This window comes from Kitasatospora sp. NPDC058046, from assembly GCF_042885595.1.
Taxonomy (GTDB): Bacteria; Actinomycetota; Actinomycetes; order Streptomycetales; family Streptomycetaceae; genus Kitasatospora.
The window spans coordinates 59,580-79,545 of the sequence record NZ_JBHVRS010000011.1 but is presented as its reverse complement, the minus strand read 5'-3'; the positions used below and the strand labels follow the sequence as shown (position 1 = coordinate 79,545).

At 74.0% G+C, this 19,966-nt stretch carries 17 protein-coding genes, 1 tRNA gene, 1 pseudogene and 1 riboswitch; of the genes and pseudogenes, 6 read left to right on the top strand and 13 right to left on the bottom strand.

Annotated features, from left to right (window positions below):
- The first annotated feature begins 131 nt into the window (after positions 1-131).
- On the top strand, positions 132-1,277 hold the full coding sequence (locus ACFVU7_RS22765; RefSeq protein WP_388046736.1) for a serine hydrolase domain-containing protein: 1,146 nt from the start codon (positions 132-134) through the stop codon (positions 1,275-1,277).
- 128 nt (positions 1,278-1,405) lie between these two features.
- Here ACFVU7_RS22765 and ACFVU7_RS22760 read toward each other — a convergent pair whose 3' ends face one another.
- From ACFVU7_RS22760 to ACFVU7_RS22750, 3 genes are all read right to left on the bottom strand, one after another.
- Entirely contained in the window at positions 1,406-1,726 is a 321-nt protein-coding gene (locus ACFVU7_RS22760; RefSeq protein WP_388046735.1) for a hypothetical protein, read from the bottom strand.
- Positions 1,727-1,867: 141 nt separating this feature from the next.
- Positions 1,868-2,785 (bottom strand): TauD/TfdA family dioxygenase, encoded by a 918-nt coding sequence (locus ACFVU7_RS22755; protein WP_388046951.1) that lies wholly within the window; start codon positions 2,783-2,785, stop codon positions 1,868-1,870.
- A gap of 123 nt (positions 2,786-2,908) precedes the next feature.
- Positions 2,909-3,952, bottom strand: coding sequence for a hypothetical protein (locus ACFVU7_RS22750; RefSeq protein ID WP_388046733.1), 1,044 nt, complete (start codon positions 3,950-3,952; stop codon positions 2,909-2,911).
- A 468-nt stretch (positions 3,953-4,420) separates the two neighbouring features.
- Between ACFVU7_RS22750 and ACFVU7_RS22745 the strand changes: the two genes are divergently transcribed.
- Positions 4,421-5,593, top strand: coding sequence for a serine hydrolase domain-containing protein (locus ACFVU7_RS22745; RefSeq protein ID WP_388046731.1), 1,173 nt, complete (start codon positions 4,421-4,423; stop codon positions 5,591-5,593).
- A gap of 87 nt (positions 5,594-5,680) precedes the next feature.
- Here the strand turns inward: ACFVU7_RS22745 and ACFVU7_RS22740 are convergent, their stop codons facing one another.
- The 7 genes and pseudogenes from ACFVU7_RS22740 to ACFVU7_RS22710 all read right to left on the bottom strand — a co-directional run bounded on the left by ACFVU7_RS22740 (position 5,681) and on the right by ACFVU7_RS22710 (position 12,820).
- Entirely contained in the window at positions 5,681-6,454 is a 774-nt protein-coding gene (locus tag ACFVU7_RS22740; RefSeq protein ID WP_388046730.1) for an enoyl-CoA hydratase, read from the bottom strand.
- Entirely contained in the window at positions 6,451-7,338 is an 888-nt protein-coding gene (gene mmsB, locus ACFVU7_RS22735; RefSeq protein WP_388046728.1) for a 3-hydroxyisobutyrate dehydrogenase, read from the bottom strand. The genes ACFVU7_RS22740 and mmsB overlap by 4 nt, the downstream gene beginning before the upstream one ends.
- Positions 7,335-8,399 carry an enoyl-CoA hydratase/isomerase family protein gene (locus tag ACFVU7_RS22730; protein ID WP_388046727.1) on the bottom strand — a complete coding sequence of 355 codons (1,065 nt, stop codon included), beginning with the start codon at positions 8,397-8,399 and terminating at the stop codon, positions 7,335-7,337. The genes mmsB and ACFVU7_RS22730 overlap by 4 nt, the downstream gene beginning before the upstream one ends.
- Positions 8,399-9,540: pseudogene (locus ACFVU7_RS22725) on the bottom strand (acyl-CoA dehydrogenase family protein). The gene ACFVU7_RS22730 and the pseudogene ACFVU7_RS22725 overlap by 1 nt, the downstream one beginning before the upstream one ends.
- A gap of 8 nt (positions 9,541-9,548) precedes the next feature.
- The gene (locus tag ACFVU7_RS22720; protein WP_388046725.1) at positions 9,549-11,048 is read right to left on the bottom strand and encodes a CoA-acylating methylmalonate-semialdehyde dehydrogenase; all 1,500 of its coding nucleotides are present in this window, start codon (positions 11,046-11,048) and stop codon (positions 9,549-9,551) included.
- Positions 11,049-11,257: 209 nt separating this feature from the next.
- Positions 11,258-11,449: riboswitch (cobalamin riboswitch) on the bottom strand.
- A gap of 139 nt (positions 11,450-11,588) precedes the next feature.
- Complete coding sequence (locus ACFVU7_RS22715) at positions 11,589-12,632, bottom strand: alcohol dehydrogenase catalytic domain-containing protein (protein ID WP_375877507.1); 1,044 nt, start codon at positions 12,630-12,632, stop codon at positions 11,589-11,591.
- A gap of 117 nt (positions 12,633-12,749) precedes the next feature.
- Positions 12,750-12,820 (bottom strand) — tRNA-Cys (locus ACFVU7_RS22710).
- Positions 12,821-13,026: 206 nt separating this feature from the next.
- Here ACFVU7_RS22710 and ACFVU7_RS22705 point away from each other — a divergent pair.
- Positions 13,027-13,839, top strand: coding sequence for a hypothetical protein (locus ACFVU7_RS22705; RefSeq protein WP_375877506.1), 813 nt, complete (start codon positions 13,027-13,029; stop codon positions 13,837-13,839).
- Between the two features lie 7 nt (positions 13,840-13,846).
- On the opposite strand, the gene ACFVU7_RS22700 is transcribed toward ACFVU7_RS22705, so the two are convergent.
- From ACFVU7_RS22700 to ACFVU7_RS22690, 3 genes are all read right to left on the bottom strand, one after another.
- Complete coding sequence (locus ACFVU7_RS22700; RefSeq protein WP_198959395.1) at positions 13,847-14,506, bottom strand: polysaccharide deacetylase family protein; 660 nt, start codon at positions 14,504-14,506, stop codon at positions 13,847-13,849.
- Between the two features lie 261 nt (positions 14,507-14,767).
- Positions 14,768-15,049, bottom strand: coding sequence for a hypothetical protein (locus ACFVU7_RS22695; RefSeq protein WP_388046723.1), 282 nt, complete (start codon positions 15,047-15,049; stop codon positions 14,768-14,770).
- On the bottom strand, positions 15,046-16,200 hold the full coding sequence (locus tag ACFVU7_RS22690; protein ID WP_388046722.1) for an anion permease: 1,155 nt from the start codon (positions 16,198-16,200) through the stop codon (positions 15,046-15,048). Before ACFVU7_RS22690 ends, ACFVU7_RS22695 begins: the two co-directional genes overlap by 4 nt.
- 370 nt (positions 16,201-16,570) lie before the next feature.
- On the opposite strand from ACFVU7_RS22690, the gene ACFVU7_RS22685 reads away from it, so the two are divergent.
- The 3 genes from ACFVU7_RS22685 to ACFVU7_RS22675 all read left to right on the top strand — a co-directional run bounded on the left by ACFVU7_RS22685 (position 16,571) and on the right by ACFVU7_RS22675 (position 19,775).
- Complete coding sequence (locus tag ACFVU7_RS22685; RefSeq protein ID WP_388046720.1) at positions 16,571-17,662, top strand: fatty acid desaturase family protein; 1,092 nt, start codon at positions 16,571-16,573, stop codon at positions 17,660-17,662.
- Positions 17,663-17,724: 62 nt separating this feature from the next.
- Entirely contained in the window at positions 17,725-18,888 is a 1,164-nt protein-coding gene (locus ACFVU7_RS22680; RefSeq protein WP_388046949.1) for a glycosyltransferase family 4 protein, read from the top strand.
- A 20-nt stretch (positions 18,889-18,908) separates the two neighbouring features.
- The gene (locus tag ACFVU7_RS22675; protein ID WP_388046718.1) at positions 18,909-19,775 is read left to right on the top strand and encodes an alpha/beta fold hydrolase; all 867 of its coding nucleotides are present in this window, start codon (positions 18,909-18,911) and stop codon (positions 19,773-19,775) included.
- Positions 19,776-19,966 lie beyond the last annotated feature (191 nt).

Genomic DNA, 19,966 nt, shown 5'->3' with positions numbered 1-19,966 from the left:
TGCGGATACCGGGGGATAACCCCACCCACGACCGGGCGGGTAGCGGCATCGTCGCAGGTGGTCCGCTCCGGAGAGGGTTGGGGCAGCGGCGTGACCCGCCGGCTTCCTCGACAAGCAACCGGAGTTGATGCATGCGCAATCAGGCGCAGCAGACCGTCCACCCGTCCCGGCACCGGAAGGTCCTGGTGGCCGCGATGGCCGTCGGTGCCCTGACGACGGGGGTGCTGGCCCCCACCACGGCCTTCGCGGCACCGAAGCCGGACACCGTCCAGCAGGGCCTCGACGCACTGGTGCGGGACGACGGCATCGTCGGCACGCTGGCGAACGTCGAGAAGGGGCACGGCCGAGCCCGCAACTACACCGCCGGGGTGGGTGACCTGGCCACCGGGGCGAAGGTCCCGGTCGACGGTCAGGTGCGGATGGGCAGCAACACCAAGACGTTCACGGCGGTGGTCGTGCTCCAGCTGGTCGGAGAGGGGAAGATCGGCCTCGACGCACCCGTCGAGACCTACCTGCCGGGCCTCGTCCGCGGGGACGGCATCGACGGGCGGAACATCACCGTCCGTCAGCTCCTCCAGCACACCAGCGGGCTCCCGGAGTACCTGAGGGGTGATGCCTCGTTCCACTACTACGAGCCGCGCGACCTCCTCGACAACGCACTGCGGTTCAAGGCCGACTTCGCCCCTGGCGACCGGTTCAACTACAGCAACACGAACTACCTCGTGGCCGGCCTGATCGTCCAACGGGTCACCGGCCGCCCGCTCGCGGCGGAGATCGACCGCCGCATCGTCAAGCCCGTCGGCCTGCGCCACACCTACTTCCCCACCCCCGGCGACACGGCCATCCGCGAGCCCCACCCCAAGGGCTACTACCGCGAAGCCCCCGACGCACCCCAGCAGGACGTCACCGAGACCGACCCCTCCTTCGGCTGGGCCGCCGGTCAGATGATCTCCACCAACTCCGACCTCAACCACTTCTTCTCCGCACTCCTCCACGGCGGCCTCCTCCCACCCGCCCAGCTCGCCGAAATGAAGAAGACCGTCCCCGCCGAGGCCGTCGGCCCCGGCGCCGCCTACGGACTCGGCCTCGTGAGCAGGCCCCTGCCCTGCGGCGGCCTCTACTGGGGCCACGGCGGCAGCTTCCCCGGCTACGAGACCCGCGGCGGCGTCACCGAGGACGGCAGCACCGCGGCCAACATCGCCGTGACCTCCCGCCCGACCGACAAAGCCGCCCTGAGGCACGTCGAGAACGTCGTCGAAGCAGCCCTCTGCCGCTGAGGCCGCTCAGGCCGCTGCGCCCGGACAACACCGGCGTACGCACCGATGGTTCCGCGGCTCCGGCCTCCGGCCCGGGGCGGGGTACTCCCCCGCTCCGGACCGGAGACCAACTACGGGACGCCCCTTGGCTAGCGGCCCGGGGTGCCGCTCCGGGACTGGCGACGCTCCCGGCGGCGTTGCTCCTTCTCGGCCCGGTCCTCGGCGAGGATCCGGCCGCGCGAGATCCAGCCCGCGAGCCCCGTGATCGCGAGCAGCAGCATGCCGAGCCACGGAGCGATCCGGAACGCGAGCCAGGTGACGAGGAGCATCGCAGCCAGCACGACCAGCCCCATGGCCAGCAGGAGCAGCGTGAGCACCACACCACTGAACAGCCGCTTGGCGCGGCTCTTCGGACCACTGCGGTTCAGCGCCTCGGAAGCGCTGTAGCCCTGCCCCTGATCGTTGCTCATCCGCCCTCCCAAGCGCGCACCCCCAAGGCTAGGTAACCACCGGCGACAGGGCAATGGATCAGCTGGCGAGGAGGTCGGCAGGCAACGGATGCCGGAGGGACGAGGCGCACCGTACGTGCCGTTCGCGGCGGGCGGGCCCGGTCAGCGGGCGAGGACGTGGCCGTCGTCGGGTCGGTGGTCGCGGGAGCGGCGCAGGTCGGCGCTGGCATAGGTGCGTTGCAGCCAGCGGTCCGCCCCGTCGTAGCGGGGCCGGAAGGCGGTACGGCCGTGGACGGTGACGCGGTTGTCGATGACGACCAGGTCGCCGGGGGCCAGGCGCAGGGTGCGGGCGGTCGCCTCGCAGGCCCGGCCGAACGCGGCCAGCGCGGCGGCGGCCCGAGGGGTGAGCGGGGTGGTGACGAGTTGGGCCATGCGGATGTCGGGGTCCTCGGCCGCGCCCGACAGCACCGGCCGGGGTTCGGCTCCGGCCCCGCTCGCGGCGTCGGGGCCGAAGGAGGGCGGCGGCGTGGTGCGGAACTCCGGTGCGGACAGGGCCTCCCGCTCGGCCGGGGTGAGGAGGGGCAGTGCCTGGCGGATGCCGGCGACGCGCATCCCGGCGGTCCGGTCGTGGTCGGCGCGCAGGCACAGGAAGACCACGTAGTCCGGCGGGTGGGGGTGGAAGCCGTTCTCGGTGTGGAAGGACAGCGGCACCGATCCGGCGTTGCCGTGGAAGGCCTCCTGCCCGGGCACGGGCACGACGTCCTGCACCAGGGCCCCCGACTTCTCGGCCAGGTAGGCGAGCGGCTCGCCGAGCCCGCAGGCCACCATGGTGAGCAGCGCGGCCGGGACGGTCGCCTGCCGCTGGACCGAGCCGGGCACGGCCGGGGTCGGGGGCAGGGCCGCCCGGTCGACGGGCAGGCCGCCGATCACCAGGGTGCCGCGCGGGCCGGAGTGCCGTCGGAACCGGCGCACCGCCCGGCGCAGCGGCAGCGGGAGTTCGTCCCAGGCGTCCCGGGCCCGTGCCACCCATGCGGGGCTGTCGACCTGGTCGCCCCCGTCGGCGGGCAGGGTCCGGGCCAGGCGCTCGCACGTGTCGGCGTCGGCCGGGGCCCAGGTTCCAGTCCGCGGCGGCGACGGCGGTGTTGTCGGTGGTGCCGGGCATCGGGTCTCCTGCCGGGGGTGTGGACGGGCGGACGCGCGGACTCACGAGTGGCGCAGGCCGGCCACGGCGTCGGCGACGTAGTGGTCCCCGAATCGGATCAGCGGGGCGTACTGGGCCGCGCGGCAGTGGCGCATCTGTCGTAGTTCGGCGACGGCGTTGTCGGGGCCCTCGGGCCGCTGGGCGATGGAACGGCGCAGCCGGACCATCGCGTACGCGAGGGTGACGTGCCGTTCGGCGTCCACGATGTCGGCTTCCAGGAGGGCGTCCCGCGTCTCGGCCAACTCGGGCTCGCGGCCCACCAGTTGCCCGTACGAGTCGGGAACCAGCGTCAGCAGGTCCTTCATCGCCGCCCGGAAGAGCTTGTACCCGCGGTGCTGGCGCCCGCTGAGCGGGATGTCCGTCGACGGCGGCGCCATGGTCCGGCGGATCGCCGCCATGTAGTAGTCGGCCGGGATCGTACTGGCGTGGTTCATGGCCGCGGGGAAGCCGCGCACGTACTCCGTCGCGTCCGCCAGCCGCCCCAGTGCGGCGTCGCCGTCATCGTCGCGCAGGTGGCGGGTGGCGTCGGCCACGGCGACCGCGGCGCAGACGTTGAACAGCACGTGGACCTGGTGCCCGATGAGCCAGCGTGCGCTCCACGCGCGCTCCAACGACGGCCCCGCACCGGGCTCCGGGACGGCCGGCGCCGGAACGGGCCCGGATTCGGTGCCCGGCGCGACTCCGGTGAGGTCGAGCACCGACCGCCGCATCCCGGCCAGCTCCAGCGCCAGGTCGGCACCCGACAGCGGAGCCTCGCAGAGGTCCTCCAGGCCGCGGTGGATCACCAACAGGCCGTGCAGGGCGGCCTGCTGGTCCGACAGCTCCACCTCGCGGACCCGGAAGTACGACTGACTGGTCGACTCCGCCGGCACGTCCTCACCCGCCAGGGCCGGTGCCAGTGCCGACAGCGCGGCCACCACCCTGCCCGCTGCCGCGGCGGCCTGCCGCAGCGCGGCGGTCCGCTCGACCGGCCCGGCATGGGTGGCCACCCCGGCCAGCACGCGCGCGGCCCGTCCCGCCTCGGCCGCGACCCGCGGCCCCAGCACCGGGTCGGGCCGCCCACCCCGGGGCTCACGGAAGACAGCGACAGGAGGATGACCGGCGACCGGCGACAAGCCCATGGTTGGGATAGCTTGCCAGGAACACGCCAGACGAAACCCTGATCCTCACGTCGACTCGCCTTCCGCGCACCGACGTTGGAAGCCCGGCCGGCGAGAATCGACGGGCCTGGCCCGTACCCCGAACCCAACTGTCCGACGCGACGCGGTGCTCCTGCACCCACCCCCGCAAAGGTCGCCGACGCCGACGCCGACGCCGGGCCGAACCTCCGCGGCGACGGCGCCACGGTCGTCCGCTCCCGCCGCCTGGTCGCACCGTCCGCCCCCAGCAGCCCGGTGACCTGCGGTTTCCTCACCGGAACGGGGCAAGCGCCGGCGGGTCACCCCGCATGCGGGGCGGTGGCACCTCTGTTTGACTGAGGACGGATGATCCCCGCCCCGAGAGGGAGCACGCCCATGCCCGTGGCCACCGGAAGAGGCCCGGCCACCCTCGTCGCCGTGGCCGCCGCACTCCTGACCGCACTCCTGCCGGTCCCGGCGTCCCCAGCGGCCGCCGCCGCACCGGCCGACGGGGCCGGCCGGCCGGAGCACGCACGGACCCGGGCCGCGATGGAGCGGGCGGTACGGGACGGTGCGCCCGGGGTCCTCGTCACCGTGGCCGAGGGCGAAGGCCGATGGGTGGGAACGGCAGGGGTGGCGGACCGCAGGACGGGACGCCCGCCCCGTCCTGCGGACCACTTCCGGGTGGGCAGCATCACCAAGACGTTCACGGCCGTGCTCGTGCTCCAGCTGGAGGCGGAGGGGCGGCTCGGCATCGACGACATCGTGGAGAAGTGGCTGCCGGGCCTGGTCCGGGGCCACGGCCACGACGGCCGCCGCATCACCGTCCGGCAGCTGCTGAACCACACCAGCGGTGTGTACAACTACCTCAACGACCCCGCCCTGCACCAGATCGGGCCGATCTGGCTCGAGCACCTGCACGACACCTGGACTCCCGAGGAACTCCTGGCCGTCGCGATGTCGAAGCCGCCCACGGCCCAGCCCGGCGAGAGGTTCGTGTACTCCAACACCAACTACCTCCTGGCCGCGATGATCGTGGAGCGGATCACCGGCAGCTCCTACGAGCACGAGCTGCGCCGTCGCATCATCGACCCGCTCCACCTGCGGGGCACCGACTCGCCCGGAACCCGCGAGTCGCTGCCCCGGCCGTCCGGCCGGGACTACTCCACCGCCCAGGTCCAGTTGCCCCCACCGGGCGTCGACGTCACGGAGTTCAACCCCTCGGCGATCCGCGCCAGTGGCGAGATCATCAGCACGGCCGACGACCTCGACCGCTTCTACCGCGCCCTGCTCACCGGCCGGCTGCTGCCCCAGGCGCAGCTGCGGGAGATGACCACCACCGTGCCCGCCGGCATCGACGACCAGGGCCTCGGCATCGCCCGCATGACCACCTCCTGCGGGGTCGAGCTCTGGGGGTACCGCGGCGGCGGCTACGGCTTCGAGGCCCTCGCGGTCTCCACCCGCGACACCCGCCACCGGATGACCGTCTACTTCAACACCGACAGCCTCGCGCTCCAGGGCGCGGCGGCCCGGGACCTCGCCGACGCGGAGTTCTGCCGACACTCATGACCCGGGGCCAGACGCGTACGCCTGGCGGTCACCCCCGCAGGCCGTGGTGCGCCGCCCCCGGTGAGGGGCGGCGCACCGGCCGGGCTGTCAGCGGTGGCGGAACTCCGGCGGGCGCTTCTCGGCGAAGGCCGTCATGCCCTCCTTCTGGTCCGCCGTCGCGAACGTCGCGTGGAAGAGCCGCCGTTCGAAGCGGACGCCCTCGGCGAGCGTCGTCTCGAAGGCGCGGTTGACGCTCTCCTTCATCATGATCGCGGCCGGGGCGGACATCGCCGCGATCGTCTCAGCGGTGGCCAGCGCCTCGGACAGCAGCTGGTCGGCGGGGACGATCCGGGAGACCAGCCCGGCCCGCTCGGCCTCCTCGGCGCCCATCATCCGACCGGTCAGGCACAGCTCCATGGCCTTCGCCTTGCCGACCGCCCGGGTCAGCCGCTGCGAGCCGCCGATGCCCGGGATGACACCGAGCTTGATCTCCGGCTGCCCGAACTTCGCGGTGTCCGCCGCCAGCAGGACGTCGCACAGCATCGCCAACTCGCAGCCGCCGCCCAGCGCGTAGCCCGCGACGGCCGCGACGACGGGCTTGCGCAGGGCGCCGAAGCGGTCCCAGGCGGCGAACCAGTCGCCGAGGTAGGCGTCGACGAAGTCGAGCGACTGCATCTCCTTGATGTCGGCGCCGGCCGCGAAGGCCTTCTCCGAGCCGGTGACCACCAGGCAGCCGATCTCCTGGTCCCGGTCGAACTCCGTTGCCGCCGCGACGACTTCGTTCATCAGCCGGGTGTTGAGCGCGTTGAGCGCCTTGGGCCGGTCGAGTGTGATCAGCCCCACCCGGCCCTTGCGCTCGACCAGGATCGTCCCGTACGTCATGCGGCGCCCTCCCGGAGGGTGGTGATGATGGCGGAGAAGTCCAGCCCGGCGCCCTCGTCCTGGGCGAAGGCGGCGTACAACTCGGCGGCCCGTCGGCCCAGTTCGGCCGGAACGGCGGAGGCGGTGGCGGCGTCGGCGGCCAGTCCGAGGTCCTTGGCCATCAGGGTGGCCGCGAATCCGGCCGCGTAGTCGCGGTTGGCGGGGCTGGCCGGGACGGGGCCGGGGACGGGACAGTTGGCGGTGAGCGCCCAGCACTGGCCGGAGGCGGTGGAGGCCACGTCGAACAGGGCCTGGTGGCTGAGCCCGAGGCTCTCCCCGAGGACGAAGGCCTCGCTGACCGCGATCATGGAGACGCCGAGGATCATGTTGTTGCAGATCTTCGCCGCCTGCCCGGCGCCGGACCCTCCGCAGTGGACGACCCGCCGGCCCATCGCCGCCAGCAGCGGCTCGGCATCGGCGAAGTCGGCGGCGTCCGCGCCGACCATGAAGGTCAGGCCGGCCGCCTCGGCGCCGGCCACGCCGCCGGAGACCGGTGCGTCGACGGCCCGGTGCCCGGCGACCCGGGCGAGGTCGGCGGCCACCCGGGCGTCCCCGACCGCGATGGTGGAGCAGTCCACGAACAGCGCGCCGCTCGGCGCCGCTTCCGTCAACTCACCGTAGGCGTCCAGGACATGGCGTCCGGCCGGGAGTATGGTGACGACCGTCCCGGCCGCCGCCACCGCCTGCGCCGCCGAGGCGGCCACGGCGACGCCGTTCCCGGCGGCGCGCTCCCGGGCGTCCGGGGCCAGGTCGTAGCCGGTCACCCGGTGTCCGGCCTTGACGAGGTTGGCGGCCATCGGGCCGCCCATGTTGCCGAGTCCGATGAATCCGATCGTCTGGGTCACCAGCGCTCCAGGGGTGTGGTGGCGGCGAGGCCGAGTTCACGGTCGCCGAGCGGGGCGAAGTAGCGGTCCACGACGGCGGGTTCGACGGCGCTCAGCGTCGCCGGGCTCCACCGCGGGGTGCGGTCCTTGTCGATCACCTGGGCCCGGATGCCCTCGGCGAGGTCCGGCGTGGCGAGCGCCGCGCAGGAGGTCCGGTACTCCTGGTCGAGGACGGCCTCCAGCGGGCCGAGTGCCCGGGCCCGGCGCAGGGCCGCGAGCGTCGCCTTCACGGCGGTCGGGGAGTTGGCGGCGATCCGGTCGGCGGCCTTCTTGGCCTCGGGTTCGCCGCTCTCCCGCAGCCGGTCGAGGATCTCCTCCACGCTGCCGGCCGCGTAGCAGTGGTCGATCCATCCGCGCTGCGCGTCCAGCACGCCGGCCGGCGCGGGCCCGACGTTCCGTTCCAGGGCGTCGTGGACGGGCAGTTCGGCCAGGTCGTCCAGCAGTACGGGCAGCCGCTCGGCGGGCACGAAGTGGTCGGCGAGCCCGCACAGCAGCGCGTCCCCGGCGCCGACGGATCCCGCGGTCAGGGCGAGGTGGGTGCCCGACTCCCCCGGCGCGAGGGCGAGCAGGTAGGTGCCGCCGACGTCGGGGACGAAGCCGATGCCGGCCTCCGGCAGGGCGACCCGGGTGCTCTCCGTGACGATCCGGACGCTGCCGTGGGCGGAGACGCCGACCCCGCCGCCCATCACGATGCCGTTCATCACGGCGACGTAGGGCTTCGGGTAGCGGGCGATCCGGGCGTTGAGGCGGTACTCGTCGCGCCAGAACTCCTCGACGGCACCCGGGTCGCCGCCGGTGGCGGCGCGGTGGATGGCGACGATGTCGCCGCCGGCGCAGAAGGCGCGCTCACCGGCGCCGGTGATCACGACGCTCTCCACGTCGCCGTCCCGCTCCCACGCGTCCAGTGCGGCGGAGATCCTCCGCACCATGCCGTGGGTGAGGGCGTTCAGGGCCGCCGGGCGGTTGAGGACGATCAGACCCGCCCGGCCCTCACGCTGGACGAGGACCTCATCCGTACTCATCACGCGGCCCCGGTCAGGCCGCGGGCGACGATGACGCGCATGATCTCGTTGGTCCCTTCCAGGATCTGGTGCACCCGCAGGTCGCGGACGATCTTCTCGATGCCGTACTCGGCCAGGTAGCCGTAGCCGCCGTGGAGTTGGAGCGCCTGGTTGGCCACCTCGAAGCCGGTGTCGGTGGCGTGGCGCTTGGCCATCGCGCACAGCTCCGGCGCCCGGGGGTCGCCCCGGTCCAGCGCGGCGGCGGCCCGCCAGAGCAGCGAGCGGGCGGCCTCCAGCTCCGTGGCCATGTCGGCGAGCCGGAACCGCAGCGCCTGGGCGTGCAGCAGCGCGGCCCCGAACGCCTCCCGGTCGGCCAGGTGCCGGGTGGCCCGCTCCAGGGCGTCCTGCGCGCCGCCGACGGAGCAGGCGGCGAGCCGAGCCGGCCGCCGTTCAGCCCGTTCATGGCGATCCGGAAGCCCTCGCCCTCCCCGCCGAGCAGGCGGTCGGCCGGGAGCCGGACGCCGTCCAGCAGCACCTGCCGGGTCGGCTGGGCGTTCCAGCCCATCTTCTTCTCGTTCGGTCCGAAGGAGACGCCGGGGTCGTCCCGCTCCACCAGGAACGCGGAGACTCCCCGGGCCCCCGGGCCGCCGGTGCGGGCCATCACCACGTACACCTGCGAGGTGCCGGCGCCCGAGACGAACTGCTTGACGCCGTCCAGGACCCAGTGGTCCCCGTGCCGGCGGGCCCGGGTGGCCAGCGCGGCGGCGTCCGAGCCCGCGCCCGGCTCGGTGAGGCAGTAGCTGCCGAGCAGCTCCGTCGAGCAGAGCCCGGGCAGCAGCCGGGCGCGCTGGGCGGGGCTCCCGTAGCGGTCGATCATCCAGGCGACCATGTTGTGGATCGACAGGTAGCCGGCGATGGACGGGCAGCCGGTCGCCAGTGCCTCGAAGACGAGCACGCCGTCCTGGCGGCCGAGCTCCGAGCCGCCCGCCTCCTCCCGCACGTAGACGCCGCCGAGGCCCAGGTCGGCGGCCTTGCGCAGGACGTCGACCGGGAAGTGCTTGGCCTGGTCCCACGCGACGGCGTGCGGGGCGAGGTGCTCGCGGGCGAAGTCCCGGGTGGTCGCGACGATGGCGAGCTGGTCGTCGGTCAGATGGGTGTGCACGGCGCGCCTCAGCCCATCGTCGGGATGGTGAAGCTCGCGCCCTCCTTGGCCCCGGAGGGCCAGCGCGAGGTGACGGTGCGGGTGCGGGTGTAGAAGCGGATCGAGTCCGGCCCGTGCTGGTTGAGGTCGCCGAACGCGGAGCGCTTCCAGCCGCCGAAGGTGTGGTAGGCGATCGGCACCGGGATGGGCACGTTGACCCCGACCATGCCGGTGTTCACCCGCCGGGCGAAGTCCCGGGCGGTGTCGCCGTCCCGGGTGTAGATGGCCACCCCGTTGCCGAACTCGTGCTCGCTGGGCAGCCGCAGCGCCTCCTCGTAGTCGGCGGCACGCACCACGGTGAGCACCGGCCCGAAGATCTCCTCCCGGTAGATCCGCATGCCGGGCGTGACCCGGTCGAACAGCGAGGCACCGAGGAAGTAGCCGTCCTCGTGCCCCGCCAGCCGGAAGGCCCGTCCGTCGACGACGAGTTCGGCGCCCTCCTCGATCCCGAGGTCCAGGTAGCCGCGCACCCGCGCCAGCGCGTCGGCGCCGACCAGCGGGCCGAAGTCCGCCGCCGGGTCGTCCGAGCGCCCGACCTTGAGCGCGCCGATCCGCTCGACCAGCTTCGCCACCAGGGCGTCCGCCGTCGCCTCCCCCACCGGGACGGCCACCGAGATGGCCATGCAGCGCTCCCCGGCCGAGCCGTACCCGGCGCCGATCAGCGCGTCCGCCGCCTGGTCGAGGTCGGCGTCCGGCATCACGATCAGGTGGTTCTTGGCCCCGCCGAAGCACTGCGCCCGCTTCCCGTGCGCGGCGGCGGTGGCGTACACGTACTGGGCGACCGGCGTGGAGCCGACGAAGCCGAGCGCCTGGACGCGCGGGTCCTCCAGCAGGGTGTCCACGGCCTCCTTGTCGCCGTTGACGACGTTGAGCACGCCCGGCGGCAGCCCGGCCTCCAGGAACAGCTCGGCCAGCCGCAGCGGCACCGAGGGGTCGCGCTCCGAGGGCTTGAGCACGAAGGCGTTTCCGCAGGCCAGCGCGGGCGCGGCCTTCCAGAGCGGGATCATCGCCGGGAAGTTGAACGGCGTGATGCCCGCGACCACGCCGAGCGGCTGGCGCATCGAGTACACGTCGATGCCCGTCCCGGCGTTGTCGCTGAACTCGCCCTTCAGCAGGTGCGGGATGCCGGCGGCGAACTCCACGACCTCCAGGCCGCGTTGGATGTCGCCGTGGGCGTCGGCCACGGTCTTGCCGTGCTCGGCGGAGAGCAGCCGGGCCAGCTCGTCCTTCTCCTGCTCGACGAGCTGGAGGAACCGCAGCAGGACGCGGGCCCGCCGCTGCGGGTTCCAGGCGGCCCACGCGGGCTGGGCCTGCGCGGCGTCGGCGATCACCGCCTCGACCTCGGCGCGGCTCGCCAGGGGCACCCGGGCCTGCACCCGGCCGGTGTTGGGGTCGTACACGTCGCCGAAGCGGCCGGAGGTGCCGGCGGTGGGCTTGCCGGCGATGAAGTGGGTCAGCTCTCGGACCATCGGTTCCTACTCTCGACAGGGGTGGGGAGAGGAGGAATGGAGGCCGCCGCCGGTCGGCGGGCGCACGGTGGCGCGCCCCTCGGCACGGGCGTACGGCGGTGTGACGGTACGTCAGGACGCGGGCGCCCCGGCGGTCGTCGGCACGGGACAGCCGGGCGCGGTGGAACGGAAACAGCCCGGAGTCATGTGTGTCGTCTCCATCCTCGTGGAAAACACGAACCACCCGCGGCCGGTATCCTGACTCCCGGATCACCGCACGCCCTCAGGCCTTCCCGGCTGGCTGCCAGTGGCCGTCATCTGCGAGGACGGACTCCCCGGTCACAGTGGCGGGACCGTGCCGGACTCACACCGGCTTCCCTGACACCGCGGACCTGCCGTCGACCATATAGTTGGACGTCCTAGTAAGTCCAGGGGTACGCGCCCGCGCCGCGCCGCCGGAGGGCCGCTCACCCCCGTCCACCTGCCCGGACACGCCGGGAGCCGGCCCCGAGGGACCGGCTCCGAGGGCCGACTCCGAGGGCCGACTCCGAGGGCCGCCGCTCAGCGGCCGGTGGTGACGACCATGCGGAAGCGGGCCCGATTGGCGGCCATCTTCTCCACCGCCGCCGCGGTCCGCTCCAGCGGCACCTCCTCGACCCAGGCCCGCACCCCCGTCTGCGCCGCGAAGCGCAGCGTGTCCTGGGTGTCGACCGCGATGCCCGAGGAGTGCGCGTAGACCTTCCGGTCGCCCTGGATCAGCTGCAGGGCGCTCAGCTCCAGCGGCTCCGCCGGGAGTCCGACCATGACGAGCTCGCCCCGACGGGTGATCCCGTCGATCGTCGCCACCACGGCGGGCGCGTTGGTGACGGTGGACAGGACCACCTTCGCGCCCCCCAACTGCCGCAGGGCCTCGGCGACATCGCCCGCGGTGCTGTCGATGTAGTGGGCGGCGCCGAGCCGGAGCGCGAGCGGCCCCTTCTCCTGGCCGCGGGCGATGGCGACGGTACGGAAGCCCATCTTCTCGGCGAACTGGACGCCCAGGTGGCCGAGTCCGCCGATCCCCAGGATGGCGACGGTGTCCCCGGGCCGTGCGGCGGAGCGGCGCAGGGCGTTGAAGACCGTCACCCCCGCGCAGGCCAGCGGCGCCGCCTCGACCGCGGTGAGCTCGTCCGGGACCGCCGCCAGGGCCACGGCCGGGACGACGACGGAGTCGGCGAACCCGCCCGGATAGGCGACGCCGGGGATCTCGACCCGTGCGCAGTGCAGGCCGTCGCCCGCCCGGCACGCGTCGCAGTGCCCGCAGCTGCCGCCGTACCAGCCGACCGCGACCCGGTCGCCGACCCGCCAGCCCTCCACGCCCTCGCCGAGGGCGTCGACGCGGCCGGCGATCTCGTGCCCCGGGGTGATCGGGAAGGTGCTGCCGGGCAGCAGGCCGCCGGCGATGAGCAGGTCGGAGTGGCAGACCCCGCACGCCTCCACGGTGATCCGCACGGCTCCCGGACCGGGTTCCCGCGAGGGGACCTCGACCAGCTCGGGGGCCGCACCCGGCCCCGCGACCTGGACGGCGCGCAGCGCGGCGGCCGAGCCGCTGGGGGAGGTGGTCATGAGCGATCCCTTCGCCGGGTGATGTGCCCCGGAGCCCCAGGTGACCGCACCGCTCGTCCTGTTCCGGGCGCGCCTTTCGAGACGGATCGAAATGTCTCGAAAGAACTCGGAAGAAAAAGGTGGAGATAGGAATCGAACCCATCTGAACGGCCCTGCAAGCCGCCGCCTAGCCACTCGGCCACTCCACCCCGACAACGATGGAAACATTACACGCACATGAACACGGACCCTGACCAGAATTCCCCGGGAAGGGCGATGTTTCACCCCATGGGGCTCTTAGTGCGTCTAGTGTTATTTCTTTCGACATGGCGCCGGTAGGGTCCGACGAGCCAGCGCGTAAAAGACCGGGTGCGCTAGCCTGTGCCGATATCTCCGACCCGATGGGATTTCACTGATGGCCGTTGAGGAATCACGGTTCACCCATACCGCGGAGCCGCTCTGCGGAACCGCCGCGAACCGGTGCCAGTACAAGAACCTGCCCCTGCGCGACCTTCCCCCACTCGGCGTCGTGCGCCGCGCCAGGATCGCCCGCGAGGGCCTGCGCGAGCGCCGCGCCGACGTTCCGGCGCCCGGCCGGCCCTCCCGGTTCGCCGAGGGGGACTGGGTCCGGGTGAAGGACGAGGCCGCGGTGCGCGCCACCCTCGACGACAAGGACCGCCACCGCGGCCTGTGGTTCACCGGCAGCCAGTGGTCGTTCTGCGGCGGTGTCTACCAGGTCGAGCGCATCGTGCGCCGCATGATCGACGACCACTACCGGGTACGGCGCCTGTCGGGCACCGTCGCCCTGGCCGGCGCCACCTGCCACGGCGCCGACGGCGCCCAGGGCTGCGGGCTGGACTGCGCCCTGCTGTTCCGCGACGAATGGCTGGAGCCCGCGCCCGCGCCGGTCCCCGCCCCCCGTCCCGTCGCCCTGTGGGCGACCGTGCGCGGCCTCGCGGAGATCCGCGCGACCCTCGACCCCGACGGGCGCCTGCACGGCGTCCCCTTCCAGCCGGGGATGGAACACCACACCGGCACCCGTCACAGCGCCCTCGAACTGCGCCACCGGTCCCTCGCCTGGTGGCAACACCCCACCGGGGGGCGCTGGTTCATCCTCGACGGCCTGCGCTGCGGTGGCGAGCCGCTCGCCACCGGCTGCGACCGGCGGTGCGCCCTGCTCTGGCACGAGTCCTGGCTGCACCTGGAGCCGGCCGCCACCGCCCCCTGAGCGACCGTCAGCGCAGCCAGCGGTCGCGCACCAGCTTCGCGGTCAGGTGCAGCGGCCCGTCCCGGTCGCCGACGTAACATCGGGGAAGCGCGAACTCCCCGCCGTGGACACCGGGGCTGACCGCGCACCCGTACCCGTACCCGGTGTGCGCCACCGCCTCCACGGCGGCGTCGTCGAGCGAACCGTACGGGTAGCAGAACCCCTCGACCGACCGGCCCGTGAGGTCCTCCAGCACGTGGCGGCTGTCGGCGACCTGGGCCGCCAGATCCCGCGCCCCCAGGCCCGCCAGCCGCCGGTGCGTCAGCCCGTGCGAGCCGATCTCCACCCCCTCGGCGGCGGCCTCGCGGACCTGGGCCGCCGTCATCAGCGGCTTGCGCGGGCCCTGCTCGTCCCAGTCGTTGTACCCGCCGAGCCGGCCGGCCACCACGTAGACCGTCGCCGTGAAGTCGTACTCCGCCAGTGCGGGCAGGGCCTCCTCCACGAAGTCGCGGTATCCGTCGTCGAAGCTGAGCCCCACCTTTCCCGCGGCGGTTCCGTTCCGGTGGGAACGCATCAGCTCGCCCACCGACACCCCGCGCAGTCCGCGCGCGGACAGCCAGCGCAGCTGGCGGCGGAATCGTGCGGGGTCGACGGTGATCAGATAGGGATCCTCGGTCGCCGACGTCACCGAGTGGTACATCAACGTCCACGGGAGACGCGCCGCATCCAGGTCGGGCGCGCTTTCCGAACTATTGCGTGGTCGAACGAGTCGCATGTTCCGCTCCTGCCGTCCAGTGGCCCCGTCCGTTCAGGTGGCCCTCGGAGAAATTGCATTCTGGCAGCGTCGGGCCCGGCTTCCATTCGCGCCAGGCGACTCCGTACCATTTCACCCGGTTGCCGGAGCGGAATTCGGCGGGGCCCGTTCGGGCCGGGCCGGGGCGGCGGACGGTCAGCGGTGGTTGACGATGACGTAGATGCCCCAGCCGATCGCCGCGAGCACCAGCGCGAAGAGGAGTCCGGCCAGGGTGGAGCCGACCGGGCCGGCGGTGGGCCGGACGGCCGCCGCCTCGTCGGCCGGGCCGGACGGGGCGGACGGGTCCGACGGACTGGACGGGCCGGACGGGTTGAGCAGGCGCAGGCCGAGGGCGAACAGCGCGGGCAGGCCGGCACCGGTGACCAGGCCCACCACGACGATCTTCCACACCGCGTCCAGGTTGACCCAGGAGTTCACTGCCTCACCTCGTCCTTGACGGGCTCCGGAGCCACCGAACCGGTCCAGGCGGCGTTGACGTTCTCCGGCGTCACGGCCGGGTAGCGGGAGGCGGCGAAGAAGGCGACCGACGCCAGCACCAGCACGGTGAAGATCACCGCCACCCCGGTCGTCCCGCCGATCCCGTTCGCGGTCCAGTAGGCCACCGCGCCGACCCCCGCCGCGGCCGGCAGGGTGAGCAGCCAGGCCGCCACCATCCGGCGGGCGAGCTGCCAGCGCACCACGGCACCGCTCCGCCCGATCCCCGAGCCCAGGATCGACCCGGTGGCCACGTGGGTGGTGGAGAGCGAGTAGCCGAAGTCGGTGGAGCAGAGGATCACCGCGGCCGAGGCCGACTCGGCGGCCATCCCCTGCGGCGGCTCGATCTCCACCAGCCCCTTGCCCAGCGCGCGGATCACCCGCCAGCCGCCGATGTAGGTGCCCAGGGCGATCGCCAGCGCGCAGGAGACGATCACCCAGTCCGGCGCCTTCGCCCCGGCCTGCAGGGTGCCGTTGGCGATCAGGGCCAGGGTGATGGCGCCCATGGTCTTCTGCGCGTCGTTGGTGCCGTGGGCGAGCGACACCATGGAGGCCGAGCCGATCTGGCCGAGCCGGAACCCGCGCCCGCGCGGGCCCTCGGGCACGTCCCGGGTGAGGCGGTAGACCAAGAGGGTGCCGACCACCGCCACCCCGCCGGCGATGAACGGCGACAGCGCCGCGGGCACGATCACCTTGGAGACCAGCCCCTGCCACTTGACGGCCGAGGTCCCGGCCGCCGCCACCGTCGCCCCGACCACCCCGCCGATCAGCGCGTGCGAGGAGCTGGAGGGGATCCCGAGGAACCAGGTGGCCAGGTTCCACAGGATGCTGCCGGTCAGGCCGGCGCACACCACCGTCAGGGTCACCTCCCCACTGGCGACCAGGCCGTTGGCGATGGTCGCCGCCACGGCGGTCGACAGGAACGCGCCGACCAGGTTCAGCACCGCCGAGACGGCGACCGCGACCCGCGGCGGGAGGGCGCCGGTCACGATCGAGGTCGCCATCGCGTTGCCGGTGTCGTGGAAGCCGTTGGTGAAGTCGAAGCCCAGCGCCGTGACGACCATCAGCGCCAGGACCGCGTCGTTGCCGGTCACGGACCCGAACCTAGCCCGCGTACCGGGACACGCCCGGTTCGGCGACGACCCGGCGCGCCGCGCGGCGAAGGGCCGCCATCCGGTCGGATCAACATACGGTCGCGCCCCCTCGCCTGCCGGACGGACGGCCCCAGGAGCCCGATCGCGTCGACGGCCTCCCCACAACCCACTCCCCCGGCGGCGGACCGTACGGATTCCCGACCTCCGAACGGCGGGCCGTCAGCCCGTGGCCGCCACCCGCCCGATCGGGTCGCATTCACCGGCAGCGCGGGACACCGACGGGTCGGGTACGGAAGGCTCAGGGCCTTCGAGCCCCAGGCACGCAGCACGGACACGGCCGGCCGGGGCGGCCCGAGACCGGATTGGTGGCATGACCGTTCAGGACATCCCGGACCCCCCGAGCACCGGGACCGCCCGGCGCGGCGAGTTCGCCGAACTGTACCGGCGCGTGGCGCAGGCCGGCCTGCTGCGTCGGCGCCCGCTGTACTACGCGTGCCGGAGCGCGGCACTGCTGGCCGCGCTGGCGGGGCTGCTGGCCGGGTTCACGGCGCTCGGCGCGAGCTGGTGGCAGCTCGGCCTGGCGCCGCTGTTCGCCCTCGTACTGGGCCAGTTGGCGCTGCTCGGCCACGACGTCGCGCACCGCGCGGTGTTCGCCGACCGCCGGACGACCGACCTGGTGGGCATCGTGCTGGGGAACCTGGTGGTCGGCATGAGCTACGGCTGGTGGGTCGACGACCACAACCGGCACCACGCCCACCCGAACCGCGAGGGCCAGGACCCGGCCGCCGACTCCCTCCTCTTCGCCCGGACCGCCCAACAGGCCGATCGGACACGGGGGTTGCGGCGGTTCGTGGCACGGCACCAGGCGGCACTGTTCTTCCCGCTGCTGTCCCTCCAGGCACTCGGCCTGCTCGTCGCCACCGGCCTGACCCTCACCCGCGGCACCGTCAGGTACCCGGCGCTGGAACGCACCCTCGCCGTACTGCACTACGCCGTCGCGGCGGCCCTGACCGTCCTCGTGCTCTCCCCGCTCCAGGCGCTCGCCTTCACCGCGCTGTTCGGGGCACTGTTCGGCGTCTACCTGGGCTGCATCTTCGCCCCCAACCACAAGGGCATGCCGATGACCGGCCCCGGCGCCGAGCGCACCGACTACCTCCGGCGGCAGGTGCTGCCCTCCCGCAACCTGCGGGCCGGCCGGTTCGTCCACTTCCTCTTCGGCGGCCTCGGCCTCCAGATCGAGCACCACCTCTTCCCGGCCATGCCGGTGGTGGCGCTGCGCCCGGCCTCGCGCATCGTGCGCGCCTACTGCGCGGAGATCGGCGTGCCGTACGCCGAGGCGGGTCCGACCGCCTGTTTCCGGGAGATCCTGCGGGACCTGCGCGCGGTCGGCCGGTCCGTCCCGGCCCGCCCGGAGGCCGCGGCCGCGGCGAAGAGCACGGCACCTGCGGAGGCCGCCCGGTGAGCGGGGTCCTGCCCGGGCCGGCGGCGCCCGCCGCGGCCGGTCCGGCCCCCGGCGGCGAGCGGCTGCGGGTGGTGATCGTCGCCGAGTCCTTCGCCCCGCAGGTCAACGGCGTGGCCCACAGCGTGCTCCGGACCGCCGAGCACCTCCTGGCCCGGGGGCACGTCCCGCTGGTGGTGGCCCCGGCGGCCCAGCGCCGCACCAGCGGGAACGCCAGTGCGAGCGAGCCGTACGAGTCGGCGTACGGCTACCGGGTGGTCCGCGTCCCGTCCGTCCCGCTGCCCGGCTACCCGGAGGTGCGGGTCGCCCTCCCCGGGCGCCGGGTGGCCGACGCCGTCGAGCAGCACCGCCCCCATGTGGTGCACCTGGCGGGCCCGTTCGCCCTCGGGGCGGCCGGAGCGGCGGCGGCCGGGCGCGCGGGCGTCCCCGTCGTCGCCGTCTACCAGACCGACCTCGCCGCGTACGCCCGGACCTACCTGCCGTTCGCCGGAGCCGCCGGGGCCCGGCTGGCCTGGCACCGGCTGCGGCTCATCCACACGGCGGCCGCGCGGACCCTGGCGCCGTCCCGGGCCTCGCTCGACGCCCTGACGGCCCACGGGGTCCCCCGGGTCCACCTGTGGCCGCGCGGCGTCGACTGCGTGCGCTTCCACCCCGGCCACCGGGACGAGGCCCTGCGCCGGCGCCTCGGCCGGCCCGGCGAGGTGCTGGTCGGCTACGTCGGGCGGCTGGCGCCGGAGAAGCAGGTCGAGCGGCTGGCCGAGGTGTCCCGGCTCCCGGGCGTACGGCTGGTGGTGGTCGGCGACGGCCCCAGCCGCGCCCGACTGGCCGCCGCGCTGCCGGACGCGCTCTTCCTGGGCCGCCGCACCGGGCACGAACTCGCCCGGCTCTACGCCTCGTTCGACGTCTTCGCGCACACCGGACCGTTCGAGACCTTCGGCCAGACCCTCCAGGAGGCGATGGCCAGCGGCCTGCCCGTGATCGCCCCCGCCGTCGGCGGACCGCTCGACCTGGTCCAGCCCGGACGCACCGGCTTCCTCGTCCCGCCCGCCGGGGTCAGCGGCTTCCGGGAGGCGGTGGAACGGCTCGCCCGGGACGCGGAACTCCGCCGGGCGTTCGGCCGGTCGGGCCGGGCCGCGGTCGTGGAACGCAGCTGGGAGGCGGTCGGCGACCGGCTCGTCGACCACTACCGGCTCGCGCTGGCGGAGTCCTCCGCCGCGGGGCGCGGGTGAGACCGAGGAACGGACCCGTCATGCACCAGCCGCTCGCCACCGCGTACGTACCCGGCGCCCGCCCGGACGCCGACACCGCCGTGTTCCTGCACGGGCTCGGCGGCTGGACCCACAACTGGTCCGCCCTGATCGAGCGCCTCCGGTCGTCGGTGCACTGCCTGGCCCTCGACCTCCCCGGCTTCGGCCGCTCCGCTCCCCCGCCCGACGGCCTCGTCACCGTCGGGCGCCAGGCCGCGGCCGTCGCCCGCCACCTCGTCCGCACCGGGCACCGCCGCGTCCACCTGGTCGGCAACTCACTCGGCGGCCTGACCGCCCTCCACCTCGCCGCCCACCGCCCGGAGCTGGTCGCCACCCTGACCCTCGTCTCCCCGGTCCTGCCCGCCCTCCCGCCGCCGCAGGCCCTGCGGATCTCCCTGCTGGGCCTGCCGGGCGCCGCCCGCCTGTACGCCCGGCTGCTGTCCACCCGGGGCCCCGACCGGCAGCTCGACGACCTCTACCGCCTGATCTACGCCGACCCGTCCCGCGTCAACGCCGAACAGCGGGCGACCGAAGTGCGCGAACGCCTGCGCCGCGCCGAACTCCCGTACAACCAGCAGATGTTGGTGGAGGGCGTGCGCGCCGTCGTCCGGGCCCACCTCCGACTGCCGGGCGAGCCCTCGCCCTGGCACCAGGCCCGCCGGGTCACCGCCCCCACCCTGCTCGTCTTCGGCCGCGAGGACCGCCTCGTCCCCTTCCGTACGGCGGCCCGGTCCTACACGGCCTTCCGGGACGCCCGGCTCCTCACCCTGCCCGGCGTCGGCCACGTCGCCATGCAGGAACACCCCGACGCCGTCGCCGCGGCCTTCCGCGCCCTGCTCCCGGAGGCCCGCCGCACGCCCGGCGGGTGAGCCGCGCCATTGGTCTACTCCAATCTGTCCTGAATACGTCGTCACAGCAGGCGCCGGCCTGCCGTTCACTGTTCCTCCCGGGCGGCCGGGCTCGCTGCCGCACGACCCGTCGACCTGGGAGGTGCGAATGCGAAGGGCCTCGCCCCATCCGAAAGTTGGGGTCTCCGCCGGGCCCGGAGTCGGACGTCTTC

Coding starts and splice junctions, on each gene's coding strand:
- ACFVU7_RS22765 (WP_388046736.1), top strand. CDS start 132: ATGCGCAATCAGGCGCAGCAGACCGTCCACCCGTCCCGGCACCGGAAG.
- ACFVU7_RS22760 (WP_388046735.1), bottom strand. CDS start 1,726: ATGAGCAACGATCAGGGGCAGGGCTACAGCGCTTCCGAGGCGCTGAAC.
- ACFVU7_RS22745 (WP_388046731.1), top strand. CDS start 4,421: ATGCCCGTGGCCACCGGAAGAGGCCCGGCCACCCTCGTCGCCGTGGCC.
- ACFVU7_RS22740 (WP_388046730.1), bottom strand. CDS start 6,454: ATGACGTACGGGACGATCCTGGTCGAGCGCAAGGGCCGGGTGGGGCTG.
- ACFVU7_RS22730 (WP_388046727.1), bottom strand. CDS start 8,399: ATGAGTACGGATGAGGTCCTCGTCCAGCGTGAGGGCCGGGCGGGTCTG.
- ACFVU7_RS22720 (WP_388046725.1), bottom strand. CDS start 11,048: ATGGTCCGAGAGCTGACCCACTTCATCGCCGGCAAGCCCACCGCCGGC.
- ACFVU7_RS22715 (WP_375877507.1), bottom strand. CDS start 12,632: ATGACCACCTCCCCCAGCGGCTCGGCCGCCGCGCTGCGCGCCGTCCAG.
- ACFVU7_RS22705 (WP_375877506.1), top strand. CDS start 13,027: ATGGCCGTTGAGGAATCACGGTTCACCCATACCGCGGAGCCGCTCTGC.
- ACFVU7_RS22685 (WP_388046720.1), top strand. CDS start 16,571: ATGACCGTTCAGGACATCCCGGACCCCCCGAGCACCGGGACCGCCCGG.
- ACFVU7_RS22675 (WP_388046718.1), top strand. CDS start 18,909: ATGCACCAGCCGCTCGCCACCGCGTACGTACCCGGCGCCCGCCCGGAC.